18 protein-coding genes, 1 pseudogene and 1 riboswitch are annotated in these 19402 nt (G+C 69.7%); of the genes and pseudogenes, 9 read left to right on the top strand and 10 right to left on the bottom strand.

Annotation, left to right across the window (positions count from 1 at the left end):
- Positions 1–275: 275 nt before the first annotated feature.
- Positions 276–2369 (top strand): S9 family peptidase, encoded by a 2094-nt coding sequence (locus FXF51_RS47075; protein WP_148441321.1) that lies wholly within the window; start codon positions 276–278, stop codon positions 2367–2369.
- A complete protein-coding gene (gene mgrA / locus FXF51_RS47070) occupies positions 2366–3364 on the top strand; it encodes an L-glyceraldehyde 3-phosphate reductase (RefSeq protein WP_148441320.1) in 999 nt (332 codons plus the stop codon). The genes FXF51_RS47075 and mgrA overlap by 4 nt, the downstream gene beginning before the upstream one ends.
- Here the strand turns inward: mgrA and FXF51_RS47065 are convergent.
- Positions 3333–5759, bottom strand: a complete 2427-nt coding sequence (locus tag FXF51_RS47065; protein ID WP_148441319.1) for a lysylphosphatidylglycerol synthase transmembrane domain-containing protein — start codon at positions 5757–5759, stop codon at positions 3333–3335. The genes mgrA and FXF51_RS47065 overlap by 32 nt on opposite strands.
- 213 nt (positions 5760–5972) lie before the next feature.
- Here FXF51_RS47065 and FXF51_RS47060 point away from each other — a divergent pair, with 213 nt between their 5' ends.
- Positions 5973–7979, top strand: a complete 2007-nt coding sequence (locus tag FXF51_RS47060; RefSeq protein WP_148441318.1) for a molybdopterin-dependent oxidoreductase — start codon at positions 5973–5975, stop codon at positions 7977–7979.
- Here the strand turns inward: FXF51_RS47060 and FXF51_RS63165 are convergent.
- A complete protein-coding gene (locus FXF51_RS63165; protein ID WP_262380308.1) occupies positions 7966–8436 on the bottom strand; it encodes a GNAT family N-acetyltransferase in 471 nt (156 codons plus the stop codon). The genes FXF51_RS47060 and FXF51_RS63165 overlap by 14 nt on opposite strands.
- A 42-nt stretch (positions 8437–8478) precedes the next feature.
- A pseudogene (locus FXF51_RS63160) lies at positions 8479–8889 on the bottom strand (GNAT family N-acetyltransferase); the annotation flags it as partial.
- Positions 8890–8972: 83 nt separating this feature from the next.
- Here FXF51_RS63160 and FXF51_RS47050 point away from each other — a divergent pair.
- Positions 8973–9419: a hypothetical protein gene (locus FXF51_RS47050; protein ID WP_262380304.1), complete on the top strand. Its 447-nt coding sequence runs from the start codon at positions 8973–8975 to the stop codon at positions 9417–9419.
- A 2-nt stretch (positions 9420–9421) separates the two neighbouring features.
- On the opposite strand, the gene FXF51_RS47045 is transcribed toward FXF51_RS47050, so the two are convergent.
- The 3 genes from FXF51_RS47045 to FXF51_RS47035 form a co-directional block, all read right to left on the bottom strand.
- On the bottom strand, positions 9422–9802 hold the full coding sequence (locus FXF51_RS47045; RefSeq protein WP_148441316.1) for a VOC family protein: 381 nt from the start codon (positions 9800–9802) through the stop codon (positions 9422–9424).
- Positions 9803–9820: 18 nt separating this feature from the next.
- Positions 9821–10135, bottom strand: a complete 315-nt coding sequence (locus FXF51_RS47040) for a DMT family transporter (RefSeq protein WP_148441315.1) — start codon at positions 10133–10135, stop codon at positions 9821–9823.
- Between the two features lie 35 nt (positions 10136–10170).
- Positions 10171–10230, bottom strand: a riboswitch (guanidine-III (ykkC-III) riboswitch).
- Positions 10231–10257: 27 nt separating this feature from the next.
- Positions 10258–11055: a class I SAM-dependent methyltransferase gene (locus FXF51_RS47035; RefSeq protein WP_262380302.1), complete on the bottom strand. Its 798-nt coding sequence runs from the start codon at positions 11053–11055 to the stop codon at positions 10258–10260.
- Between the two features lie 102 nt (positions 11056–11157).
- Between FXF51_RS47035 and FXF51_RS47030 the strand changes: the two genes are divergently transcribed.
- The 3 genes from FXF51_RS47030 to FXF51_RS47020 all read left to right on the top strand — a co-directional run bounded on the left by FXF51_RS47030 (position 11158) and on the right by FXF51_RS47020 (position 14276).
- The gene (locus FXF51_RS47030; RefSeq protein WP_148441313.1) at positions 11158–12963 is read left to right on the top strand and encodes an acyl-CoA dehydrogenase; all 1806 of its coding nucleotides are present in this window, start codon (positions 11158–11160) and stop codon (positions 12961–12963) included.
- 90 nt (positions 12964–13053) lie between these two features.
- On the top strand, positions 13054–13992 hold the full coding sequence (locus FXF51_RS47025) for an MBL fold metallo-hydrolase (RefSeq protein WP_148441312.1): 939 nt from the start codon (positions 13054–13056) through the stop codon (positions 13990–13992).
- A gap of 59 nt (positions 13993–14051) precedes the next feature.
- A complete protein-coding gene (locus FXF51_RS47020; protein WP_148441311.1) occupies positions 14052–14276 on the top strand; it encodes a hypothetical protein in 225 nt (74 codons plus the stop codon).
- 6 nt (positions 14277–14282) lie between these two features.
- On the opposite strand, the gene FXF51_RS47015 is transcribed toward FXF51_RS47020, so the two are convergent.
- The 4 genes from FXF51_RS47015 to pdhA form a co-directional block, all read right to left on the bottom strand.
- The gene (locus tag FXF51_RS47015) at positions 14283–14576 is read right to left on the bottom strand and encodes a Dabb family protein (RefSeq protein WP_148441310.1); all 294 of its coding nucleotides are present in this window, start codon (positions 14574–14576) and stop codon (positions 14283–14285) included.
- A gap of 120 nt (positions 14577–14696) precedes the next feature.
- On the bottom strand, positions 14697–16139 hold the full coding sequence (locus FXF51_RS47010) for a dihydrolipoamide acetyltransferase family protein (protein ID WP_148441309.1): 1443 nt from the start codon (positions 16137–16139) through the stop codon (positions 14697–14699).
- Positions 16140–16153: 14 nt separating this feature from the next.
- Entirely contained in the window at positions 16154–17134 is a 981-nt protein-coding gene (locus tag FXF51_RS47005; RefSeq protein WP_148441308.1) for an alpha-ketoacid dehydrogenase subunit beta, read from the bottom strand.
- Complete coding sequence (gene pdhA / locus FXF51_RS47000) at positions 17131–18216, bottom strand: pyruvate dehydrogenase (acetyl-transferring) E1 component subunit alpha (RefSeq protein ID WP_148441307.1); 1086 nt, start codon at positions 18214–18216, stop codon at positions 17131–17133. Before pdhA ends, FXF51_RS47005 begins: the two co-directional genes overlap by 4 nt.
- 231 nt (positions 18217–18447) lie before the next feature.
- Between pdhA and purS the strand changes: the two genes are divergently transcribed.
- Complete coding sequence (purS, locus tag FXF51_RS46995) at positions 18448–18693, top strand: phosphoribosylformylglycinamidine synthase subunit PurS (RefSeq protein WP_148441306.1); 246 nt, start codon at positions 18448–18450, stop codon at positions 18691–18693.
- A 219-nt stretch (positions 18694–18912) separates the two neighbouring features.
- Positions 18913–19302, top strand: coding sequence for an ATP-binding protein (locus FXF51_RS46990; protein ID WP_148441305.1), 390 nt, complete (start codon positions 18913–18915; stop codon positions 19300–19302).
- Positions 19303–19402 lie beyond the last annotated feature (100 nt).

The raw sequence follows: 19402 nt of genomic DNA, 5'->3' as shown, positions 1-19402 counted from the left end.
TGCTCGACCTGCGGGAATTAATCCCTGCCCCCTTTCGGAGACAACCCCTCTAACTTACCAGCCCTTCGACCGATCTGCGAATCGATCTCTGAACCGGCGCGCCACGAGGGATTACCGACAAGCGTGACACAACACACCAAAGTCACCGGAGTGATGGAGGAGGGTTGCGCCGCACCGCGTCGGCTCTTAAAGATTAGCAGCGCTTCCCGATGCTCGGACCGGTTCGCTCGCTTCTCCGGCAACAGAACGATCACGACCGAACATAGACTCCCCCCGTGAGCAGCAACACGCCGCCAGTGGCGAAGAAGGTCCCCACGGAGCGCACCCATCACGGCGACACCGTCATCGACGAGTACGCCTGGCTGAGCAACAAGGAAGATCCAGACACGACCGCATATCTGGAGGCGGAGAACGACTTTCTCAAGCAGCACACCGCTCATCTGGCCGACCTCCAGGAGCAGGTGTTCCAGGAGATCAAGGGGCGTACGCAGGAGACCGACCTGTCCGTGCCCAGCCGCAAGGGCCGGTGGTGGTACTTCACCCGCACCGAGGAGGGCAAGCAGTACGCCGTCTCCTGCCGCGTCCCCGCCGACAGCGACGCGCCCCCGGAGATCACCCCCGGCGCCAGGCTCGACCGCGAGCAGGTGATCCTCGACGGCAACGAGCTGGCCGGCGACAGCGCGTTCTTTTCGGTCGGCACCAGCTCCGTCACCCCCGACGGCACGATGCTGGCGTTCTCGACCGACTACAAGGGCGACGAACGGTTCACGCTCCGGTTCAAGAACCTGGAGACCGGTGAGCTGCTCCCCGACGAGATCACCGACATCTTCTACGGCGGCGCCTGGGCGGCCGACGGGTCGGCGTTCTTCTACACGCGCGTGGACGACGCCTGGCGCCCGTACCAGGTCTACCGGCACACCCTGGGCACCCAGGACGACGTGCTGGTCTACGAGGAGAACGACGAGCGGTACTGGGTGGGCATCGGGCTGACCCGCAGCGAGAAGTACCTCGTCCTGGGCGCGGGCAGCAAGATCACCAGCGAGGTGCGGATCCTCGACGCGGCCGACCCCGCGGGCGAGTTCCAGGTCGTCCGCCCCAGGAAGACCGGCGTCGAGTACGGCGTCGAGCACGCGGGCGACTTCTTCTACGTGCTGCACAACGAGAACGCGGAGAACTTCGAGCTGGCCACCGCCCCCCTCGACGACCCGGCCACGTGGACCCCGCTGATCGCGCACCGCGAGGACACCAGGCTCCTGGAGATCGACGCGTTCTCCGACCACGCCGTGGTGCACTTCCGCCGCGACGGCCTGACCGGCCTGCGTGTGCTGCCGTACAGCGGCGCGGGCGAGACCTGGCGCGACCGGGTCGAGGCGTCCGAGCGGAACGCGTACGAGATCGACTTCCCCGAGCCCCTGTACGACGTCGGCCCCGCAGGCAACCCCGAGTTCACCACCACCCGGCTGCGGCTGGCGTACACGAGCATGGTCACCCCGCCCAGCGTGTACGACTACGAGCTCGACAGCCACGAGCTGATCCTGCTCAAGCAGCGCCCGGTGCTCGGCGGCTACGACCCGGCCGACTACGAGCAGTTCCGCGACTGGGCCACGGCCGAGGACGGCACGAAGATCCCCGTGTCGATCGTCAAGCGCAAGGACTCCGGGAAGCCGGCGCCGACCGTGCTGTACGGGTACGGCAGCTACGAGACCTCCATCGACCCCGGCTTCTCCGTGCCGCGGCTGTCGCTGCTCGACCGCGGGTTCGTCTTCGCGGTCGCGCACGTGCGGGGCGGCGGCGAGATGGGCCGCCGCTGGTACGAGGACGGCAAGCTGACCAGGAAGCGCAACACGTTCACCGACTTCGTGGCCGTGGCCAGGCATCTGAAGGCGTCCGGCTGGAGCGAGCGGGTCGTCGCACGGGGCGGCTCCGCGGGCGGCCTGCTGATGGGCGCGGTGACGAACCTGGCACCCGACGTGTTCGCGGGCGTGGTGGCCGAGGTGCCGTTCGTGGACGCGCTGAACACCATCCTCGACCCGTCGCTGCCGCTGACCGTGATCGAGTGGGACGAGTGGGGCGACCCGCTGCACGACCCCGAGGTGTACGCGTACATGAAGGGGTACTCGCCCTACGAGAACGTGGACGGCAGGCCGTACCCGCCGATCCTGGCGATCACCAGCCTCAACGACACGCGCGTGCTCTACCACGAGCCGGCGAAGTGGATCGCGAGGCTGCGCGCCACGGCGCAGGGCGGGCCGTTCCTGCTGAAGACGGAGATGGGCGCGGGGCACGGCGGCCGCAGCGGGCGTTACGACGCGTGGCGGGAAGAGGCCTTCGCGCTGTCGTGGATCATCGAGAGGGGCACGTCATCATGACCTATCAGGCCGACGAGCGGCGTTATGAGCGCCAGCCGTACAACCGCAGCGGGCGCAGCGGGCTGAAGCTGCCCGCGGTCTCGCTGGGCCTGTGGCACAACTTCGGCGACAACCGGCCGATCGAGAACTCGCGGGCGATCCTGCGCCGGGCGTTCGACCTCGGGGTGACGCACTTCGACCTGGCCAACAACTACGGCGTGCCGTACGGCTCGGCGGAGCGGAACTTCGGCCGGATCCTGCGCGAGGACTTCATCCCGTACCGGGACGAGCTGATCATCTCGACCAAGGCCGGGTACGACATGTGGCCAGGCCCGTACGGCGAGTGGGGGTCGCGCAAGTACGTGCTGGCCAGCCTCGACCAGTCGTTGCGGCGCATGGGCCTGGACTACGTGGACGTCTTCTACAGCCACCGTCCCGACCCGGAGACGCCGCTGGAGGAGACGATGGGCGCGCTGGACCGGGCGGTGCGCTCGGGCAAGGCGCTGTACGCGGGCGTCTCCAACTACTCGCCGGAGCAGACCGCGCAGGCCGCGCGGATCATGCGCGAGCTGGGCACGCCGCTGCTCATCCACCAGCCGTCCTACTCGATGATCAACCGCTGGATCGAGGACGGGCTGCTGGACACGCTGGAGGAGGCGGGGATGGGCTGCATCGTGTTCTCGCCGCTGGCGCAGGGGCTGCTGACCGACCGGTACCTGGAGGGGGTGCCGGACGACTCCCGGGCGGCGACCAGCCGGTTCCTGAGCGCCGACCGCATCGATCGGGACCTGGCGCGCGACCTCAACGAGATCGCGAAGACCCGAGGGCAGAGCCTGGCTCAGATGGCGCTGTCGTGGGCGATGCGTGACCCGAGGGTGACGAGCGTGCTGATCGGCGCCAGCAGCGTCGCGCAGCTGGAGGCCAACGTGGCGTGCGTGGACGGCCCCGCCTTCACGGAGGACGAGCTGGCCGCGATCGACAAGGTCACAGGTCTTCATTCCGCTGCAGGTAGGTGAAGGCGGCCCAGCCCGGCAGTACCGGCAGCCAGAACGTGAGCAGCCGGTACAGCAGCACGGCCGAGGTGGCCAGTTCCTTGGGCACCCCGGCCAGCACCAGACCGCCCACGAGCGCCAGCTCGACCGCGCCCAGGCCGCCCGGTGTGGGCGCGGCCGAGCCGATGGCGTTGGCTGTGAGGAAGACGACCGCGACGGCGGTGAAGCTGATCTCGTGACCGAACGCGGCGATGCAGGCGTGCAGGCACAGCACGAACGTGATGGTGATCATGAGGGTGCCGATGCACGCCTCCACCATCTTGCGCGGCGACTGCAGCACGTCGAGCAGCCGGGGCAGCACGTTCGAGAACAGCTTGCGCAGCCGCGAGGTCACCAGGCGGCGCAGCGGCGGCACGCCGAGCACCGCCACTACCAGCACCGCGACGGCGAGCAGCACCAGGACGAGCCCGCGCGACGGCGTGAAAGAGGTGGGCGTGGTGGAGCCGGTGATGTAGGCGAACAACGCCAGCAGCGATATGTGGAAGACCAGCATGATGAGCTGGGAGGCCCCCACGCTGGCCACCGCGCTGGCCGGGTGGATGCCGCGTTTTTGCAAGTAGCGGGTGTTGATGGCGACACCGCCCACGGCAGCGGGCGCGACCAGCTTGACGAAGGAGGAGGCGAACTGCACGAGCACCGTGCGCCAGAGCGGTAGGTGCTCGGGCACGAACCCGCGCAGCATGAGCGCGGCGGCCACGAAACTGGCGAAGGCGGCCACCAGGGCCAGCCCGGACCAGCCCCAGTTGGCCGTGGTGAGGACGTGGTAGATGTCCACCTGGCTGAGCTGGGAGAGCACGACGTAGGCGGCGAAGGCGCTGGCGATGATGGTGATCAGGGTGCGTGGCCTGAACCGCTCCAGGCGTACTTCCTCGATCTTGCCTTGCGGTTTGAGCGCGACGATGTGCTCGCGGATGCCGGGCAGCACGTTCTTGGCCTTGGCCACCGCGGAGCGCGTCTCCCTGGTCAGCGCGATCTGCTGGAGCAGCGGCATGGCGGCGGCCAGCGCGTCGGGGCCCATGGCGTCGGCGGCGGCGCGGACCGAGCGTTCCGGGCCGACGCGCAGCGCCAGGTAGGTGAGGAGCTGGGCGACGTCGAGGCGCAGCAGCAGGTCTCCGGCGGCGACCTCGCCGCTGCGCGCGTCGGTGAGCACGACGCGGCCGGCGCCGTCGAGGTGGATGCTGTCGCCGGTGAGCCGCCGGTGTGCCAGCCGCTGGATCTGCAGCAGCTCGACCTGTTCCCAGATCTGGGCGAGCAGCTCGTCGTCGATCTCGGCGTCGGGCACCTCGTCGAGGGGGCGGGTCTCGATGTGCTCGTAGGCGAGCAGCGCGGCCTCGGTGCCGATCTCGCTGGTGCCGAGCAGGCGCGGGGTGCTGGCGCCGGCGGCCTGGGCCGCGTACGCCATGAGGGCCTCGCGTTCGAGCTCGGCGCGCAGCGACCTGATGGCGCGGCGCCTGGTCTCGGAGTTGAGCCTGAAGCGCCGCCACAGCCGGTACGGCAGGCCGGCCACCTGCCGGTCGCGGTCGAGCACGGTGACGTCGAGGCTGGAGCCGTCCTTGAGGCCGATGGCGTAGCGGCGGCTGCCCTGGTGGTCGTCCTCTACGCGGCGCGCGGAGACGGGCGCGAACGACAGCTTGCGCAGCGCCGCGACGACGGCGTTGCCCGGGGGGCGGGTGTTGGGGCTGCCGACGCCGTACAGGGTGGCGTAGCCGATGGCCATGCCGACCAGGACGGTGACGATGGCGCTGGGGATGGTGATCTGGCGGCCGGAGAACAGGGCCAGGATGTAGAGCGCGATGGTGGTCCACATCAGCATCCGCCAGGTGGGGCGGCGGGAGATGCGGACGGCGGTGGAGTAGGCGATGACGGAGGTGAGCAGCGTGTTGAGCGGCTCGATCCGCCGGTCTCCCGTGAGCAGGACGCGCAGGTCGTCGACGTTGCCCGCGACGAGCCACTGCCCGAGCAGGAACGAGCCCGCCATGCCGACGATGGCGGCGATCAGCCCTTCGGCGACGCGCAGGCCGTCGCGGTGGAAGACGCGCTCGACGGCGAAGGCGGTCGGCACGATGAGCACGGCGGCGCCGCCGAGGAAGGCGGCGATCCTGCTCAGCAGGGGGACGAGCTCAGCGCCCTCCTTGACGTCGGCCTCCAGGCCGATGAGGGTCTGCTTGGCGACCAGGGCGAGCAGGATGACCGCGCCGAGCACGATGAGCGTGGCGAAGAAGCGCAGCAGGTCGGAGGGGCGGCGCAGGCGGTGGGGCAGCAGCGGCTCGACGACGTAGACGTCGTCGTTGCCCGTGCTGTTCCCCGTGCTCTGTTCCGCGTTGTGCTCCGCGCTGTCGCCTGCGCGCGACTCGGCCACGGCCGGCTCCCCTTCCGCGAGGCCCTCCGTGTCTTCTCGTTCCCTGATATCGGCCACCGCCAGCGATTCCACACCTTCCTGTGCCGGACCGTAGGATCTCTGACTTCCAGTGTGCTCAATCGTCCCCGCAGTGTCGCACGGGGCAGGCTACACGGTGCACTTCCCACTGTTCACCTCTGAATTCCCGGTGGTGGGGGACGTAAGCTGTGTCGCATGTCGGGTGAATTGAGGGTTTTGGGGGCTTGTCCGCTGGACTGCCCGGATACCTGCTCCTGGGTGGTGACCGTCGAGAACGGCCGGGCCGTCAAGATGCGCGGCAACCCCGACCAGCCCTACACCCGGGGCGCGCTCTGCGTGAAGGTCAACCGTTACCTCGAACACACCCAGGCCCAGGACCGCATCCTGTACCCGCTGCGCCGCACCGGCCCGAAGGGCTCCGGCCAGTTCGAGCGGATCACCTGGGAAGAGGCGCTCGACGAGATCTCCGTACGGCTGCGCGGCATCGTCGAGGAGCACGGCGGCGAGGCCATCTGGCCCTACCTGGGCACCGGCACCCTCGGCTACCTCCAGGGCTGCGAGGGCGTGGCGGGCCGCCGGTTCTGGAACCTGCTGGGCGCCTCCAGGCACTGGCTCAACATCTGCTCCGCGGCCGGCAGCTCCGGGCTGCGCCGCACGCTCGGCACCGCCGCCGGCATGGACCCCGAGAACTTCGCGCTGTCCAAGCTGATCCTGCTCTGGGGCACGAACACGCTGACCAGCGGCCACCACCTGTGGAAGTTCATCCAGGACGCGCGGGCGAACGGCGCGCACGTCGTCGCCATCGACCCCATCCGCACCAGGACGGCCGACCAGGCGGACGAGCACCTGGCCATCAGGCCGGGCACCGACGGGGCGCTCGCGCTGGGCCTGCTCAACGTCGTGCTGTCCGAGAACGCCCAGGACGAGGAGTTCCTCGCCGAGCACACCGAGGGCTGGGACGACTTCCGCGAGGAGATCCTGCGCCACCCGGTCGAGCGGGTGGCCGAGATCACCGGGATTCCCGCCGAGGCCGTCCACAGGCTGGGGACGCGGCTCGCGCACACCCGCCCGACCGCGCTGCGCGCCACGCACGGCCTGCAGCGGCACGCGGGCGGCGGCGCGGCACTGCGGGTGATCTCCGCCATTCCGGGCGTCACCGGCGACTGGCGCCACCCCGGCGGCGGCATCGCCTTCTCCACCAGCGACCACGTGCACCTGAACGTGGACCGCCGCGACGACCTGCTGGCCGCGCCCGTGCGCACGCTGACCATGACGAAGGCGGCCTCGCAACTGGAGTCGGTGAAGTGCTTCTGGGTGTACGCGGCCAACCCGGTCGGCTCCTCCCCCGACTCCAACGCCATCAGGCGGCAGCTCCAGCGCGAGGACCTGTTCACGGTCGTCATGGAGCACTTCCCGACCGACACCGTCGACTACGCCGACATCGTGCTGCCCGCGACCATGCAGACCGAGCACCACGACCTGCACGCCGGCTACGGGCACATGTACCTGCTGTGGAACGAGCAGGCCGTGCGGCCGCCCGGCGAGTGCCTGTCCACGACGGAGACGTTCCGCCGGCTGGCCGCGCACATGGGGATGACCGAGCCGTCGCTGTACGACTCGGACCTGGAGCTGGCCGAGCAGCTCCTGACGAGCGGCCACCCCTCCCTGGACGGCATCACGCTGGACAGGCTGCGCAAGGAGGGCTGGGTGCGGATGAACTATCCGCGGCCCTTCACGCCGTTCGCCGAGGGCTTTCCGACGCCGTCCGGGCGGCTGCGCTTCCCGCCCGCAGGGAAGGCGTTCGTGCCGTCGTACACGGCGGCCTCCGCGGGAGGCTCGCCGTACCCGCTGACGCTGGTCACGCCCGCCTCGCACACGTTCCTCAACACCACGTTCGGCAACAACCCCGAGTTGCTGCGGCGGGCCAAGGAGCCGACGGTGCTGGTCAACCCGGCCGACGCGGCGGCGCGCGGGCTGGCGGACGGCCGGCGGGTGCGCGTGCACAACGACGGCGGCGAGTTCCTGGCGGACGTGGAGATCAGCGACCGGGTGGCGGCCGGGGTGGTGGCCACGCCGAAGGGCCGCTGGCCCAAGCTCAGCCCCGGCGGCGCCAACCCGAACGCGGTCGTGGCCGAGCGGGACGCCGACATGGGCAGGGGGCCCGGCTTCCACGACAACTTCGTGGAGATCAGTCCAGTTTGAGCTTGTAGCCGACGTGGGAGTCGGTGAAGCCGAGGCCGTCGTAGAAGCGGTGCGCGTCCGTACGTGACTTGTCGGAGGTGAGCTGCACCATCGCGCAGCCGCGCGCCCGCGCCCTGTCGATCGCCCACGCGATCATCTTGCGGCCCAGGCCCTGCCCCCTGGTCGAGGCGGCGACCCTGACGGCCTCGATCTGGCACCGCTCCGCGCCCAGCCGCGACAGCCCCGCCAGGTAGGTGAGCTGCATCGTGCCCACCACCTTGCCGTCGCGCTCCGCGACGATCAGCTCGTCGTACGGGTCGGCGTCGATCCGCTCGAACGCCGCCAGGTAACGCGCGTCGTTCGGGTCGCCCTCGCGCTGGGCGCCGAGCGGGTCGTCGGCCAGCATCGCCACGATGGCCGGCACGTCCCCGGCGCGCGCCTGCCTGAAGACCAGGGACAGCACGTAGTGGGACTCCATGAGGTCCGGGTTGGACGGCAGCGCCATCACCTTGCCGCTGCGCGTGAAGCCCTTGCGCGCGTAGAGGGCACGGGCGGCGTGGTTCCTGTCCACCGCCCACAGGCCGATCTCCTCGGCCCCGGTCGTCCTGGCCCACTCGACGGCCGCGTCCACCAGCCGGGAGCCGACCCGCTCCTTCCTGGCCTCGGGCGCCACCCACATGGACAGCAGGTGGGCCCCGCTCTCCTCCAGGAGCACGCACACCAGCCCCAGGTCCGCGCCGCCGCGCGTGGCGACCCACCAGCGGCCCTCGGGGTTCGCCAGCCGCTCCGCCCACTTCTCCGGCGGGAACTCGACCTCGCGGCCGTAGGAGGAGCCGAACGCGTCCGGATCCTCCCGCAAGGCGCGCAGCCGCACGTCCCGCAGTCGCTCGCCGTCACCCGCACCAAGCTGCACGATCTCGATTTCCCGCATGCCCGAATCATGCCAGTTTCCCAGGGACAGCTCAGGGTCGGACCCCGATGCCTCCGGGGGCGGCTGGAAGGCAGCATGAAGGCATGAACGAAATCAGTAGACGCGACGAGGTATCGCTGTCCGGCGCCGCCCTGCGCGGCGCTCCTTGGAAGACCGCCGCCGTCAGCGGCGGCGTCGCGACCGCCGTCAGCCTGGGTGTGGGCCTGTTCACCGGCATCGATCTGGCGTGGTCGCTGGGCCTGGGCATCAGCCTGTTCGCGTTGGTCGCCGCGATCGGTGCGGTGTCCAAGCCGGAGCAGGGCGACCGGGTGACCCGCCAGGCGCGGCTCTGGGCGCTGAAGCATCCGTTCAAGTTCGCGCTGCTGCCGGCCGGTCTCGTCGCCGTGCTGGACTACCCGGTGCAGCTCGTGCTGGACGGCGAAGGGGTGTTCGGTTCGGCCGTGGGCGCACTGTGGAGCGGTGCGCTCGTCTACCTGATCGCCGGCGTGCTGACGCTGACGCAGCAGGGACGAGCGCGCTCCGCCCGGTGACCCTACTGACCCTCCCGTTCCGCCTGGCTCCTGCACACGCAGAACTCGTTGCCCTCGGGGTCGCGCAGGGTGACCCAGCCGGCGCCGTCGGGCCGGCGATGATCCTCGAAGACGGTCGCGCCGAGCCCGACGAGCCGCTCGACCTCCTCGTCACGGGTGCGGCCCTCGGTGCCGTTGACGTCGAGGTGCACCCGGTTCTTGCCGGACTTGCCCTCCGGGACGCGGATGAACAGCAGGAACGGGTCCTGGTGGGTGCGCAGCATCACCTCGTCGTCGCCCGGCTTGTCGTCTTCCCCGAGGGGCAGCCCGGTGGCCTGGCTCCACCAGCTCGCGATGGCGTACGGGTCTGCGGCGTCGATGGTGACGGCGTGGATTTCGATCATCTGTCCCACAATAGACACTCAGGCCAGGGTCTTGAGCCCGATGACCCCGGCCAGGATCAGCGCGATGGAGATGAGCCGCGCCGGTGACACCTGGTCGCCCATGGCGATCATGCCGAGCAGCGCGGTGCCCGCCGCGCCGACGCCGGTCCAGACGGCGTAGGCGGTGCCGACCTCCAGCGATTTGAGCGCGTACGAGAGCAGGCCGAAGCTGAGCACGGCCGTGGCCAGGAACGACAGCGTCCACCACAGATGGGTGAAGCCGTTGCTGAGCTTGAGCGAGAGGGCCATGGTGACCTCGAAGAGGCCGGCCAGCACGAGGACGATCCACGCCATGTGAAGAGCACTCCCTGAAAGACGAGACTGACTGGAGTGCGTCGTCTTGGCCTTCCGGGTACGGCGCGTCTCGTCCGGGAGCTGCTATGCGCTCATCTGGATGAACGTGCGGGACCTGGCGGTCATTCCCACCAGATGGTGACCCACCGGTCGCGTGGCACCGGCCACATGCCGAGCTCCGCCGCCGTCGCCGCCACCTCCTCCGCGCGCGAGGGGTCGAGGCACACCCTGCGCACCGCGCTGGCGGCCAGCTCCTCCAGAGAGGTGAAACGTTCCAGCGGGGCTTCCCTCTCCTCCACCTGGACGTTGAAGCCGAGCGCCGCCGCGAGGGCCACGCAGTCCTCGGCGATGGGGCGCACCGGCCGGTCGACGCCGTGGAAGTGCTGCCACAGCGGCGTCATCCAGCTCATCGGATGGCGGTGCGGCAGCTCCAGCACCACCCGCCCCTGCGTGCGGGAGTCGAGCGCGAGCAGGAAGTCGGCCAGGTCGGGCACGTTGTAGACGACGTGCGCCGCCACCGCCGCGTCGGCCATCGGCACCTGGTCGCTGACGTCGGGCCAGCGGCCCTCCACCGTCGTGACGGGCACGCCCAGCTTCTCCGCCCTGGCCGTCAGCCCTTCGAGCATGGAGGTGGAGGTGTCGACCGCGTAGAGGTGGCCGATGCGCTCGTGCAGCGGCAGGGAGGAGGCTCCAGGGCCCGAGCCGACGTCGAGCAGCGTGCCCTTCTCGGGCAGCGCCTCGGACAACCGGGTCATGGTGGGGCCGTCGTCCGGCTCGGACAGCGCTCTGTCCGTACGGGTGCCGAACCTCTCCGGTGAGTGGCTCCACGGATCCAGGGGTGCCTTGGCCAGGATCTCGTCCGGAATCGCCCAGGATTCCAGGCGTTCCCGCCACCGGGCGGCGAGTTCTGCGGCGTCCATGGAGATGAGCATGCCACGCATATGACGGGTTACCCGCGGGTAGCATTTCAGAGTAAGGTTACTCACCAGTAGAAATGCCTCGGTTCAAGGAGATCGACGCCCATGGGCCACTACAAGAGCAACGTGCGTGACCTGGAATTCAACCTCTTCGAGGTCTTCGGGAGAGGCGAGATCCTCGGCACCGGGCCCTTCGCGGAAGTGGACGAGGACGTCGCACGCAGCGTGCTGGACGAGGTCAACCGCCTCTCGACCGGCGTGCTCGCGGACTCTTTCGAAGAGGGTGACAGGCACCCGCCCGTGTTCGACGCGGCCACCTCGACCGTGAAGGTGCCCGAGGGCTTCAAGAAGTCGTACAAGGCGCTGGTGGACGGCGGCTGGGCGCACCTCGACCTGCCCACCGACCTGGGCGGCCCCGGCATCCCGCGCAGCCTGGCCTGGGCCACGGCCGAGATGGTGCTGGGCGCCAACCCCGCCCTGTACATGTACGCGGCCGGCCCCAACTTCGCCTACACGCTGTGGAAGGTCGGCACGCCCGAGCAGAAGCGCTTCGCCGAGCTGGCCATCGAGCGCAACTGGGGCGCCACCATGGTGCTCACCGAGCCCGACGCGGGCTCCGACGTCGGCGCCGGCCGGACGAAGGCGGTGCGCCAGCCCGACGGCACCTGGCACATCGAGGGCGTCAAGCGCTTCATCACCAGCGCCGAGCACGACATGTCCGAGAACATCTTCCACCTCGTGCTGGCCCGCCCAGAAGGCCACGGCCCCGGCACCAAGGGCCTGTCGATGTTCCTCGTGCCGAAGTACCACGTGGACCTGGAGACCGGCGAGCCCGGCGAGCGCAACGGCGTCTACGTCACCAACGTCGAGAAGAAGATGGGCCTGAAGGTCTCCACGACCTGCGAGCTGACCTTCGGCGACAAGCACCCCGCGATCGGCTGGCTGGTCGGCGAGGTGCACGAGGGCATCAAGCAGATGTTCATGGTGATCGAGCACGCCCGCATGATGGTCGGCACCAAGGCCATCGCCACGCTCTCCACCGGCTACCTCAACGCCCTCGAGTTCGCCAAGTCCCGCGTCCAGGGCGCCGACCTGGCCAGGATGGCTGACAAGGCCGCACCCCGCGTCACCGTGACCCACCACCCCGACGTGCGGCGCGAGCTGATGCTCCAGAAGTCGTACGCCGAGGGCATGCGGGCGCTGGTGCTCTACACGGCCACCTTCCAGGACACCCTGCTCGCCGACCCGGACGACCGGCACGCCGCCGCCATGAACGACCTGCTGCTGCCCGTCGTCAAGGGCGTCGGGTCCGAGCGGTCGTACGAGCTGCTCTCCCGCTCCCTGCAGACCCTCGGCGGCTCCGGCTACCTCCAGGACTACCCGATCGAGCAGTACATCCGCGACGCGAAGATCGACTCCCTGTACGAGGGCACCACCGCGATCCAGGGCCAGGACCTGTTCTTCAGGAAGATCCTGCGCAACCAGGGTGCCGCGATCGGCGCGCTGCTGGCCGAGATCAACGAGTTCGCCGCGTCCGAGGCGGGCAACGGGCGGCTCAAGGAGGAGCGCAAGCTGCTCGCCGAGGCCGCCGCCGAGGTCAAGACCATGGGCGACACCATGGCGGGCTGGGCGCTCGGCTCGCTGGAGGCGCCGAAGGAGGTCTACAAGGTCGGGCTGAACACCACCCGGTTCCTGCTCTCCCTCGGCGACCTGATCATCGGCTGGCTGCTGCTGCGCCAGGCCGAGGTGGCGCTGGGCAAGCTCGCCTCCGGCGAGGACCCGTTCTACCTGGGCAAGGTCGCAGCGGCCTCCTTCTTCGCCAAGACCGTGCTGCCCCGGCTGGCCGCCGAGCGGCGCGTGCTCACCGCCACCGACCTGGAGCTGATGGAGCTGCCGGAAGAAGCCTTCTGAGCCACACCTCACTGCCACCCGCGGCAGTCACCACCGGCAGGGCGCCCGACCGCGAGCGGGCGCCCTGCCGCCTTGTGTAGCGTCCTCGGCATGAGCTCCTCCCCCCACGACCACCCCCTGCCGCCGCCGCGCGTCGAGGAGGTGTCCGACGGCGTGTACGCCTACGTACAGCCCGACGGGAGCTGGTGGATCAACAACACCGGGTTCCTGGCCGGCCGGCGTGGCGTCATCGTCATCGACGCCTGCTCCACCGAGCGCCGCACGCGCGCCTTCCGCCAGGCCATCGGCAAGGTCACCGACCGGCCGATCACCACGCTGCTCAACACCCACCACCACGGCGACCACACGTTCGGCAACTGGCTCTTCCCCGAGGCCACGATCGTCGGCCACGAGGGCGTCCGCGAGCAGATCATCGCCGACGGCGTCCCCGCCTACCGCGCCGCGTGGTCGGCCGGGGTCGAGTGGGGCAAGATGGAGCCGACCCCGCCGTTCCTGACCTTCACCGACCGCCTCACGCTGCACTCCGACGAGCTGCGCTGCGAGGTACGGCACGTCGGGCACGCCGCCCACACCACCAACGACTCCTACGTGTGGATCCCGGAGCGGCGGGTGCTGTTCGCCGGCGACCTGGTCTTCAACGGCGGCACGCCGTTCGTGCTGATGGGCTCGGTGGCCGGGGCGCTGCGCGCCGTCGAGCAGCTCAAGGGGCTCGGGGCGGAGACCGTGGTGCCCGGGCACGGCGAGGTGTGCGGGCCGGAGGCGTACGAGCCGGTGGAGGGCTACCTGCGCTTCGTCCAGGACGTCGCCAGGCGCGGCAAGGAGGCGGGCCTGACGCCGCTGGAGGCCGCCAGGCAGACGGACCTCGGCGAGTGGGCGGGCCTGCTGGACCCAGAACGCATTGTGGGCAACCTGCACCGCGCTTACTCCGAGCTCGACGGGCAACCTCTGGGCACGCCGATCGACCTGGTCACCGCCGTGCTCGACATGATCACCTACAACGGCGGGCAGCCATTGTCGTGCCTCGCGTGAGACTCGGCGGATAGCCGGGTATGACCGTCGCTGTACTCGCCGTTTGCGTGGAGGTTGTCATGGGGGTCGGGGTAAGCATCTTCTTCCTCACGCTTGGCGCCATCCTGAGGTTCGCGATCGAGCCCGATGTGTTCGGGCAGAGCGTGCACATGGACGTCATCGGGCTCATCTTCATGATCGTCGGTGGCGTGGGAGTGGTGCTCAGCATCGTGCTGGCCCCCAGGAGGGGCCAGACCTCCGACAACAGGCTGATGCACCGCGAGAACAACCCGCCCGAGGTCTAGCAGCGTCTAGAGACTCAGCTGCACGGCGGCGCGACTGGCGAGGATCGGCTTGATGCTGTCGGCGATCACCTTCTGGTGGTCGGGATGGTCGCGGTAGACCAGGTAGTCGTCGACGCTGTCGAAGTCCGCCACCACGGCGTACTCGTGGTTGCCCTGGTTGATGCCCGCGTCCTCGCCCACCATGTACGCGCGCAACTGCGGGATCAGGCCGGGGAGTTTGCGCAGCTCAGCCGTGACGGCGGCCTTCTGCTCGGCCGTGGCGGCCTCGGTCCAGGTGAACAGCACGATGTGGCGAATCATGTTGGTCACCTTATCGAGGTATTTCCCGGGGCCCTGGCCGCTCTGTGTCGGTGGGTGCGGGCGTCCCCGCCGTACGGCGATCGCCGGGAGAGGGGTCCTCCCGGCGGTCGCCGTACCACTTCAGCTCCAGGCGAGCATGCGCAGCGGGTCCTCCAGCATCGCGCCCACGTCCGCCAGGAAGCGCGAGCCCAGCTCGCCGTCCACCATGCGGTGGTCGAACGAGAGCGACAGGGTCGCCACCTTGCGGACCGCGAGCTCGCCGTCCACCACCCACGGCATCTCCCTGACCTGGCCGACCGCCAGGATCGCGGCCTCGCCCGGGTTGATGATCGGGGTGCCGCCGTCCACGCCGAAGACGCCCACGTTCGTGATCGTGAACGTGCCGCCGGACATCTCGGCGGGCTGGGTGCGGCCCGCCCTGGCCGTCTCGGTCAGGGCGGCCAGTTCCTTCGCCAGAGCCGGGAGGGAGAGGTCCTGGGCGTCCTTGATGTTGGGGACCAGGAGGCCCCTGGGGGTGGCGGCCGCTATCCCCAGGTTGACGTAGTGCTTGATGACGATGTCCTGGTCGTCCCAGGTGGCGTTGATCGCCGGGTGGCGCTTGACGGCGGTCAGGACGGCCTTCGCGACGAGGAGCAGAGGGCCCACCTTGACGTCGGCGAAGTCCTGGAGGGTGCGCAGGCGGCGCACTGCCTCCATGGTCTGCGTCATGTCCACTTGGAGGAACTCGGTGACGTGCGGGGCCGTGAAGGCGCTGGTGACCATGGCTTGGGCGGTCGCCTTGCGGACGCCCTTGATGGGGACGCGCTCCTCGCGGGCGGCCGGTGCGGGCTGCTGCTCCGCCGCGGGCTGCGGCGCCGCGGCGGCGTGGACGTCGTCGCGGGTGATCGAGCCCTGGGGGCCCGTGCCGGTGATCGTGACCAGGTCCACGCCGAGGTCCTTGGCCAGCTTGCGGACGGGCGGCTTGGCCAGGACCGCCACCCGGCCCGGCGGCGAGGTGCTCTGAGCGGGGGCCGGGGCCGGTGGTGTGCTCTGGGCGAGGGCCGGGGCCGGGCTCTGGGCCTGGCTGGGCGGGCCGTCCACCTCCACCCGGGACGGGTTGGCCACCGGGTTGGCGGGGATGCCGGACTGCTTGCGGGCACGCCGCTTGGTCGCGCCGACCTTCACCCCGTAGCCGACCAGGACCGCCTGCCGCTCCTCCTTCGGCGCCGGGCTGCCGTGAGCGCCCGGTTCCACCGCGCCCTCCGCAGGCGGCTTCGGCACCATGTCGTCGGCCAGGGCGGCACGATCATCTGAACCTGACACCTGAGAAGGCGTCTCGCCCTCCTCCACCGTGTCGACGGCGATGATGGCGACGCCGACGTCGACCGTGTCGCCTTCCTCGGCCATCAGCCCCGCCACCACCCCGTCCCACGGGATGGGCAGCTCGACGATCGACTTGGCCGTCTCGATCTCCACCACGATCTGGTTGACCTTGACCGCGTCACCCGCCTTGACGTGCCAGCGGACGATCTCGGCCTCCGTCAGCCCTTCGCCGACGTCGGGAAGCTTGAACTCGCGTCGCATGTGCGCGTACCCCCTCAGTACCCGAAGGTCCGGTCGACGGCGTCGAGCACGCGGTCCAGGTCGGGCAGGTAGTGCTCCTCCAGCTTGGACGGGGGGTAGGGGGTGGAGAAGCCGCCGGCCCGCAACACGGGCGACTCCAGGTGGTAGAAGCACTGCTCGGTGATCCTGGCGGCCAGCTCGGCGCCGAAGCCGCTGTTGACGGGCGCCTCGTGGACGACCACGACCCGCCCGGTGCGGCGTGCGGACTCCATCACGACCGGCTCGTCCAGCGGGTTGAGCGAGCGCAGGTCGATGACCTCCAGGGAGCGCCCGTCGTCCTCGGCCGCCGTGGCGGCCTCCAGACAGGTCTTGACCATGGGGCCGTAGGCCAGGAGCGTAACGTCGGCGCCGGGACGGACGACCTTGGCGGAGTGGAGCGGCGCCCACCAGTCGGTGGAGGAGGTGTCGACGTCGGCCTTCTCCCAGTAGCGGCGCTTGGGCTCGAAGAAGAGCACCGGGTCGTCGCTGCGGATGGCCTGCTGGATCATGGTGTACGCGTCGGCCGGGTTGGAGCAGGCGACGACGCGCAGGCCGGCCGTGTGGGTGAAGTACGCCTCCGGCGACTCGCTGTGGTGCTCGACCGCGCCGATGCCGCCGCCGCAGGGGATGCGTACGACGACCGGCAGCTTGATCGCGCCCAGCGAGCGCATCGGCATCTTGGCGAGCTGCGTGATGATCTGGTCGGCGGCCGGGAAGACGAAACCGTCGAACTGGATCTCGCACACCGGCCGGTAGCCGCGCAGCGCCAGCCCGATCGCGGTGCCGATGATGCCCGACTCGGCGAGCGGCGTGTCGATCACGCGGTCCTCGCCGAAGTCCTTCTGCAGCCCGTCGGTGACGCGGAACACGCCGCCCAGCTTGCCGACGTCCTCGCCCATGATGAGGACCTTGGGATCGTCCTCCATCGCCTTGCGCATGCCCTCGTTCAGGGCCTTGGACAAACTCAGTACAGTCACTGCTCGAACCCCTCCAAGTACGCGGCGAACTGGGCGCGCTCCTGGTCGATCAGGGCGTGGGGCTCGCGGTAGACGTGGTCGAAGATGTCGAGCGGCTCGGGGTCGGGCATGGCCAGGCAGCGCCTGCGCAGGTCCGCGCCGAGCTGGTCGGCCTCGCCGTCCACGGAGTCGAAGAAGGCCTGGTCGGCCTGCTCGTTCTTGAACAGGTACGCCTTGACCCGCTCGATCGGGTCCTTGAGCTTCCACGCCTCCAGCTCGCTGGCCACGCGGTAGCGCGTGGGGTCGTCGGTGGTGGTGTGGGCGCCCATCCGGTACGTGTACGCCTCGATGAGCGTCGGCCCCTGCCCGGTACGGGCGGCTTCGAGCGCCTTACGGGTCACCGCGAGGCAGGCGAACACGTCGTTGCCGTCGACCCTGATGCCCGGGAAGCCGAAGCCGGAGGCCCGCCGGTAGAGCGGGATGCGGGTCTGCTTCTCCAGCGGCTCGGAGATGGCCCACTGGTTGTTCTGGCAGAAGAACACGATCGGCGCGTTGAACACGCTGGCCCAGATGAACGACTCGTTGACGTCGCCCTGTGAGGTGGCGCCGTCGCCGAAGTAGACGATGGTCGCCGCGCTGGCGTCGTCGCGCTGGATGCCCATGGCGTAGCCGACCGCGTGGAGGGTCTGGCTGCCGATCACGATCGTGTAGAGGTGGAAGTTGTGCTCCTTGGGGTCCCATCCCCCATGGTTGACGCCTCTGAACAGGCCGAGCAGCTTGACCGGGTCGACGTCGCGGCACCACGCCACGCCGTGCTCGCGGTAGGTGGGGAAGGCCATGTCGGCGTCGGTGAGCGCGCGGCCCGAGCCGATCTGGGCGGCCTCCTGGCCGAGCAGCGAGGCCCAGATGCCCAGCTCGCCCTGGCGCTGCAGGGCCACGGCCTCCAGGTCGACTCGCCGGACGAGCACGAGGTCGCGGTAGAGCGACCGGATCTCCTCCGGGGTCAGATCGATGTCGTAGTCGGGATGCTCGACCCGCTCGCCCTCGGGGGTGAGCAGCTGGACGAGCTCAGGAGACGATGCTCCCGAGGCGTCTATGGTCATGCGCCACTCCTGCTGGTCAGGGGCCGGACTATGCGATGGGGTTGCCACCTTAGGCCAGCCTTACCTAACGACGAACCGAGAGGTGGTGGTTCGTACGCTTTTGGGGCCATCGTGGCAGACGTCACAGCCCTGTGCGCAAGCCCCATGTCCTCCCCGTTCCCGTTGTGGTCGCAGCCACACGCGCCGGTAGGCTGTGCTTCCCATCCACCCACCGCTCCCAGGAGGAACGCAGTGGCCCGCGTCATCGTGGACGTCATGTTGAAGCCCGAGATCCTCGATCCGCAGGGCCAGGCCATCGCCAGGGCGCTGCCCAGGCTCGGCTTCTCCGGCGTCGCAGCCGTCCGCCAGGGCAAGCGCTTCGAGGTCGAGCTCGACGGCCCCGCCGACGACGCCGCGCTCGAAGAGGTGCGCAAGATGGCGGAAACGCTGCTGGCGAACACCGTCATCGAGGACTACAGCGTCCGGGTCGAGGGCTAAGGCACATTTGCCGCCCCGATTTCCCCTGGGGCGGTTAAAGCCCGGTTGCGACGTGCCACAATGCCACGGGCGTGCCAACACTAAATAACAACAACGTGATTTTGCGGTTAGCCCCGTTTTCTCAGGGAAACCTACTCCAGGTGAGATTCCGGCACCCGGAGGAGTCCGGTGGATATTGAGTTCTCGTTGGCACTGCCTCGGGATGCGATCGGCATACCGATGGTCAGGCGAGTGCTAGGTGACGCCATGCGTTCACTCAACGTGAGCGAGACGTGCATCGCCGACATGCTGCTCGCCGTCTCCGAGGCATGCTCCAACGCGGTCCGGCACGGAGGGCCGGCCAACCGCTACGAGGTGACGGCCGCCATCGGCGCCGGCCAGTGCGACGTACGCGTGGCCGACAACGGGGTGGGCGTCCCGTCCATGCCGCACCACTTTCCGCCACCCGACACCGAGAACGGCCGCGGCCTGCTGATCATGCGCTCCGTCGTCGACGAGATCTCCTTCGGCGTCACGCCCGGCCGGGGCACCACGGTCCACCTGCGCAAGCACCTCGCCTGGGACGACGGCGCCGCCAAGGCGCGTCCCCGCGAGCTGGCCACCGTCTGACCCGCGTCTCCGCCGTCGCCTGACCTGCGTGCCCGCCGCCGCCTGACCTGCGTGTCCGCTCCACCGCCGAGTCGATGCCGACCACCGGGGAGCACCCGAT

Origin of the sequence: Nonomuraea sp. PA05, assembly GCF_008086045.1 — a bacterium.
Taxonomy (GTDB): domain Bacteria; phylum Actinomycetota; class Actinomycetes; order Streptosporangiales; family Streptosporangiaceae; genus Nonomuraea; species Nonomuraea monospora.
The sequence above is the reverse complement of the archived record's forward strand: the minus strand, read 5'-3'. Positions and strand labels throughout refer to the sequence as shown.

Coding starts and splice junctions, on each gene's coding strand:
- mgrA (WP_148441320.1), top strand. CDS start 2,366: ATGACCTATCAGGCCGACGAGCGGCGTTATGAGCGCCAGCCGTACAAC.
- FXF51_RS47060 (WP_148441318.1), top strand. CDS start 5,973: ATGTCGGGTGAATTGAGGGTTTTGGGGGCTTGTCCGCTGGACTGCCCG.
- FXF51_RS63165 (WP_262380308.1), bottom strand. CDS start 8,436: ATGGAGTCCCACTACGTGCTGTCCCTGGTCTTCAGGCAGGCGCGCGCC.
- FXF51_RS47050 (WP_262380304.1), top strand. CDS start 8,973: ATGAACGAAATCAGTAGACGCGACGAGGTATCGCTGTCCGGCGCCGCC.
- FXF51_RS47045 (WP_148441316.1), bottom strand. CDS start 9,802: ATGATCGAAATCCACGCCGTCACCATCGACGCCGCAGACCCGTACGCC.
- FXF51_RS47040 (WP_148441315.1), bottom strand. CDS start 10,135: ATGGCGTGGATCGTCCTCGTGCTGGCCGGCCTCTTCGAGGTCACCATG.
- FXF51_RS47035 (WP_262380302.1), bottom strand. CDS start 11,055: ATGGACGCCGCAGAACTCGCCGCCCGGTGGCGGGAACGCCTGGAATCC.
- FXF51_RS47030 (WP_148441313.1), top strand. CDS start 11,158: ATGGGCCACTACAAGAGCAACGTGCGTGACCTGGAATTCAACCTCTTC.
- FXF51_RS47025 (WP_148441312.1), top strand. CDS start 13,054: ATGAGCTCCTCCCCCCACGACCACCCCCTGCCGCCGCCGCGCGTCGAG.
- FXF51_RS47020 (WP_148441311.1), top strand. CDS start 14,052: ATGGGGGTCGGGGTAAGCATCTTCTTCCTCACGCTTGGCGCCATCCTG.
- FXF51_RS47015 (WP_148441310.1), bottom strand. CDS start 14,576: ATGATTCGCCACATCGTGCTGTTCACCTGGACCGAGGCCGCCACGGCC.
- FXF51_RS47010 (WP_148441309.1), bottom strand. CDS start 16,139: ATGCGACGCGAGTTCAAGCTTCCCGACGTCGGCGAAGGGCTGACGGAG.
- pdhA (WP_148441307.1), bottom strand. CDS start 18,216: ATGACCATAGACGCCTCGGGAGCATCGTCTCCTGAGCTCGTCCAGCTG.
- FXF51_RS46990 (WP_148441305.1), top strand. CDS start 18,913: ATGGTCAGGCGAGTGCTAGGTGACGCCATGCGTTCACTCAACGTGAGC.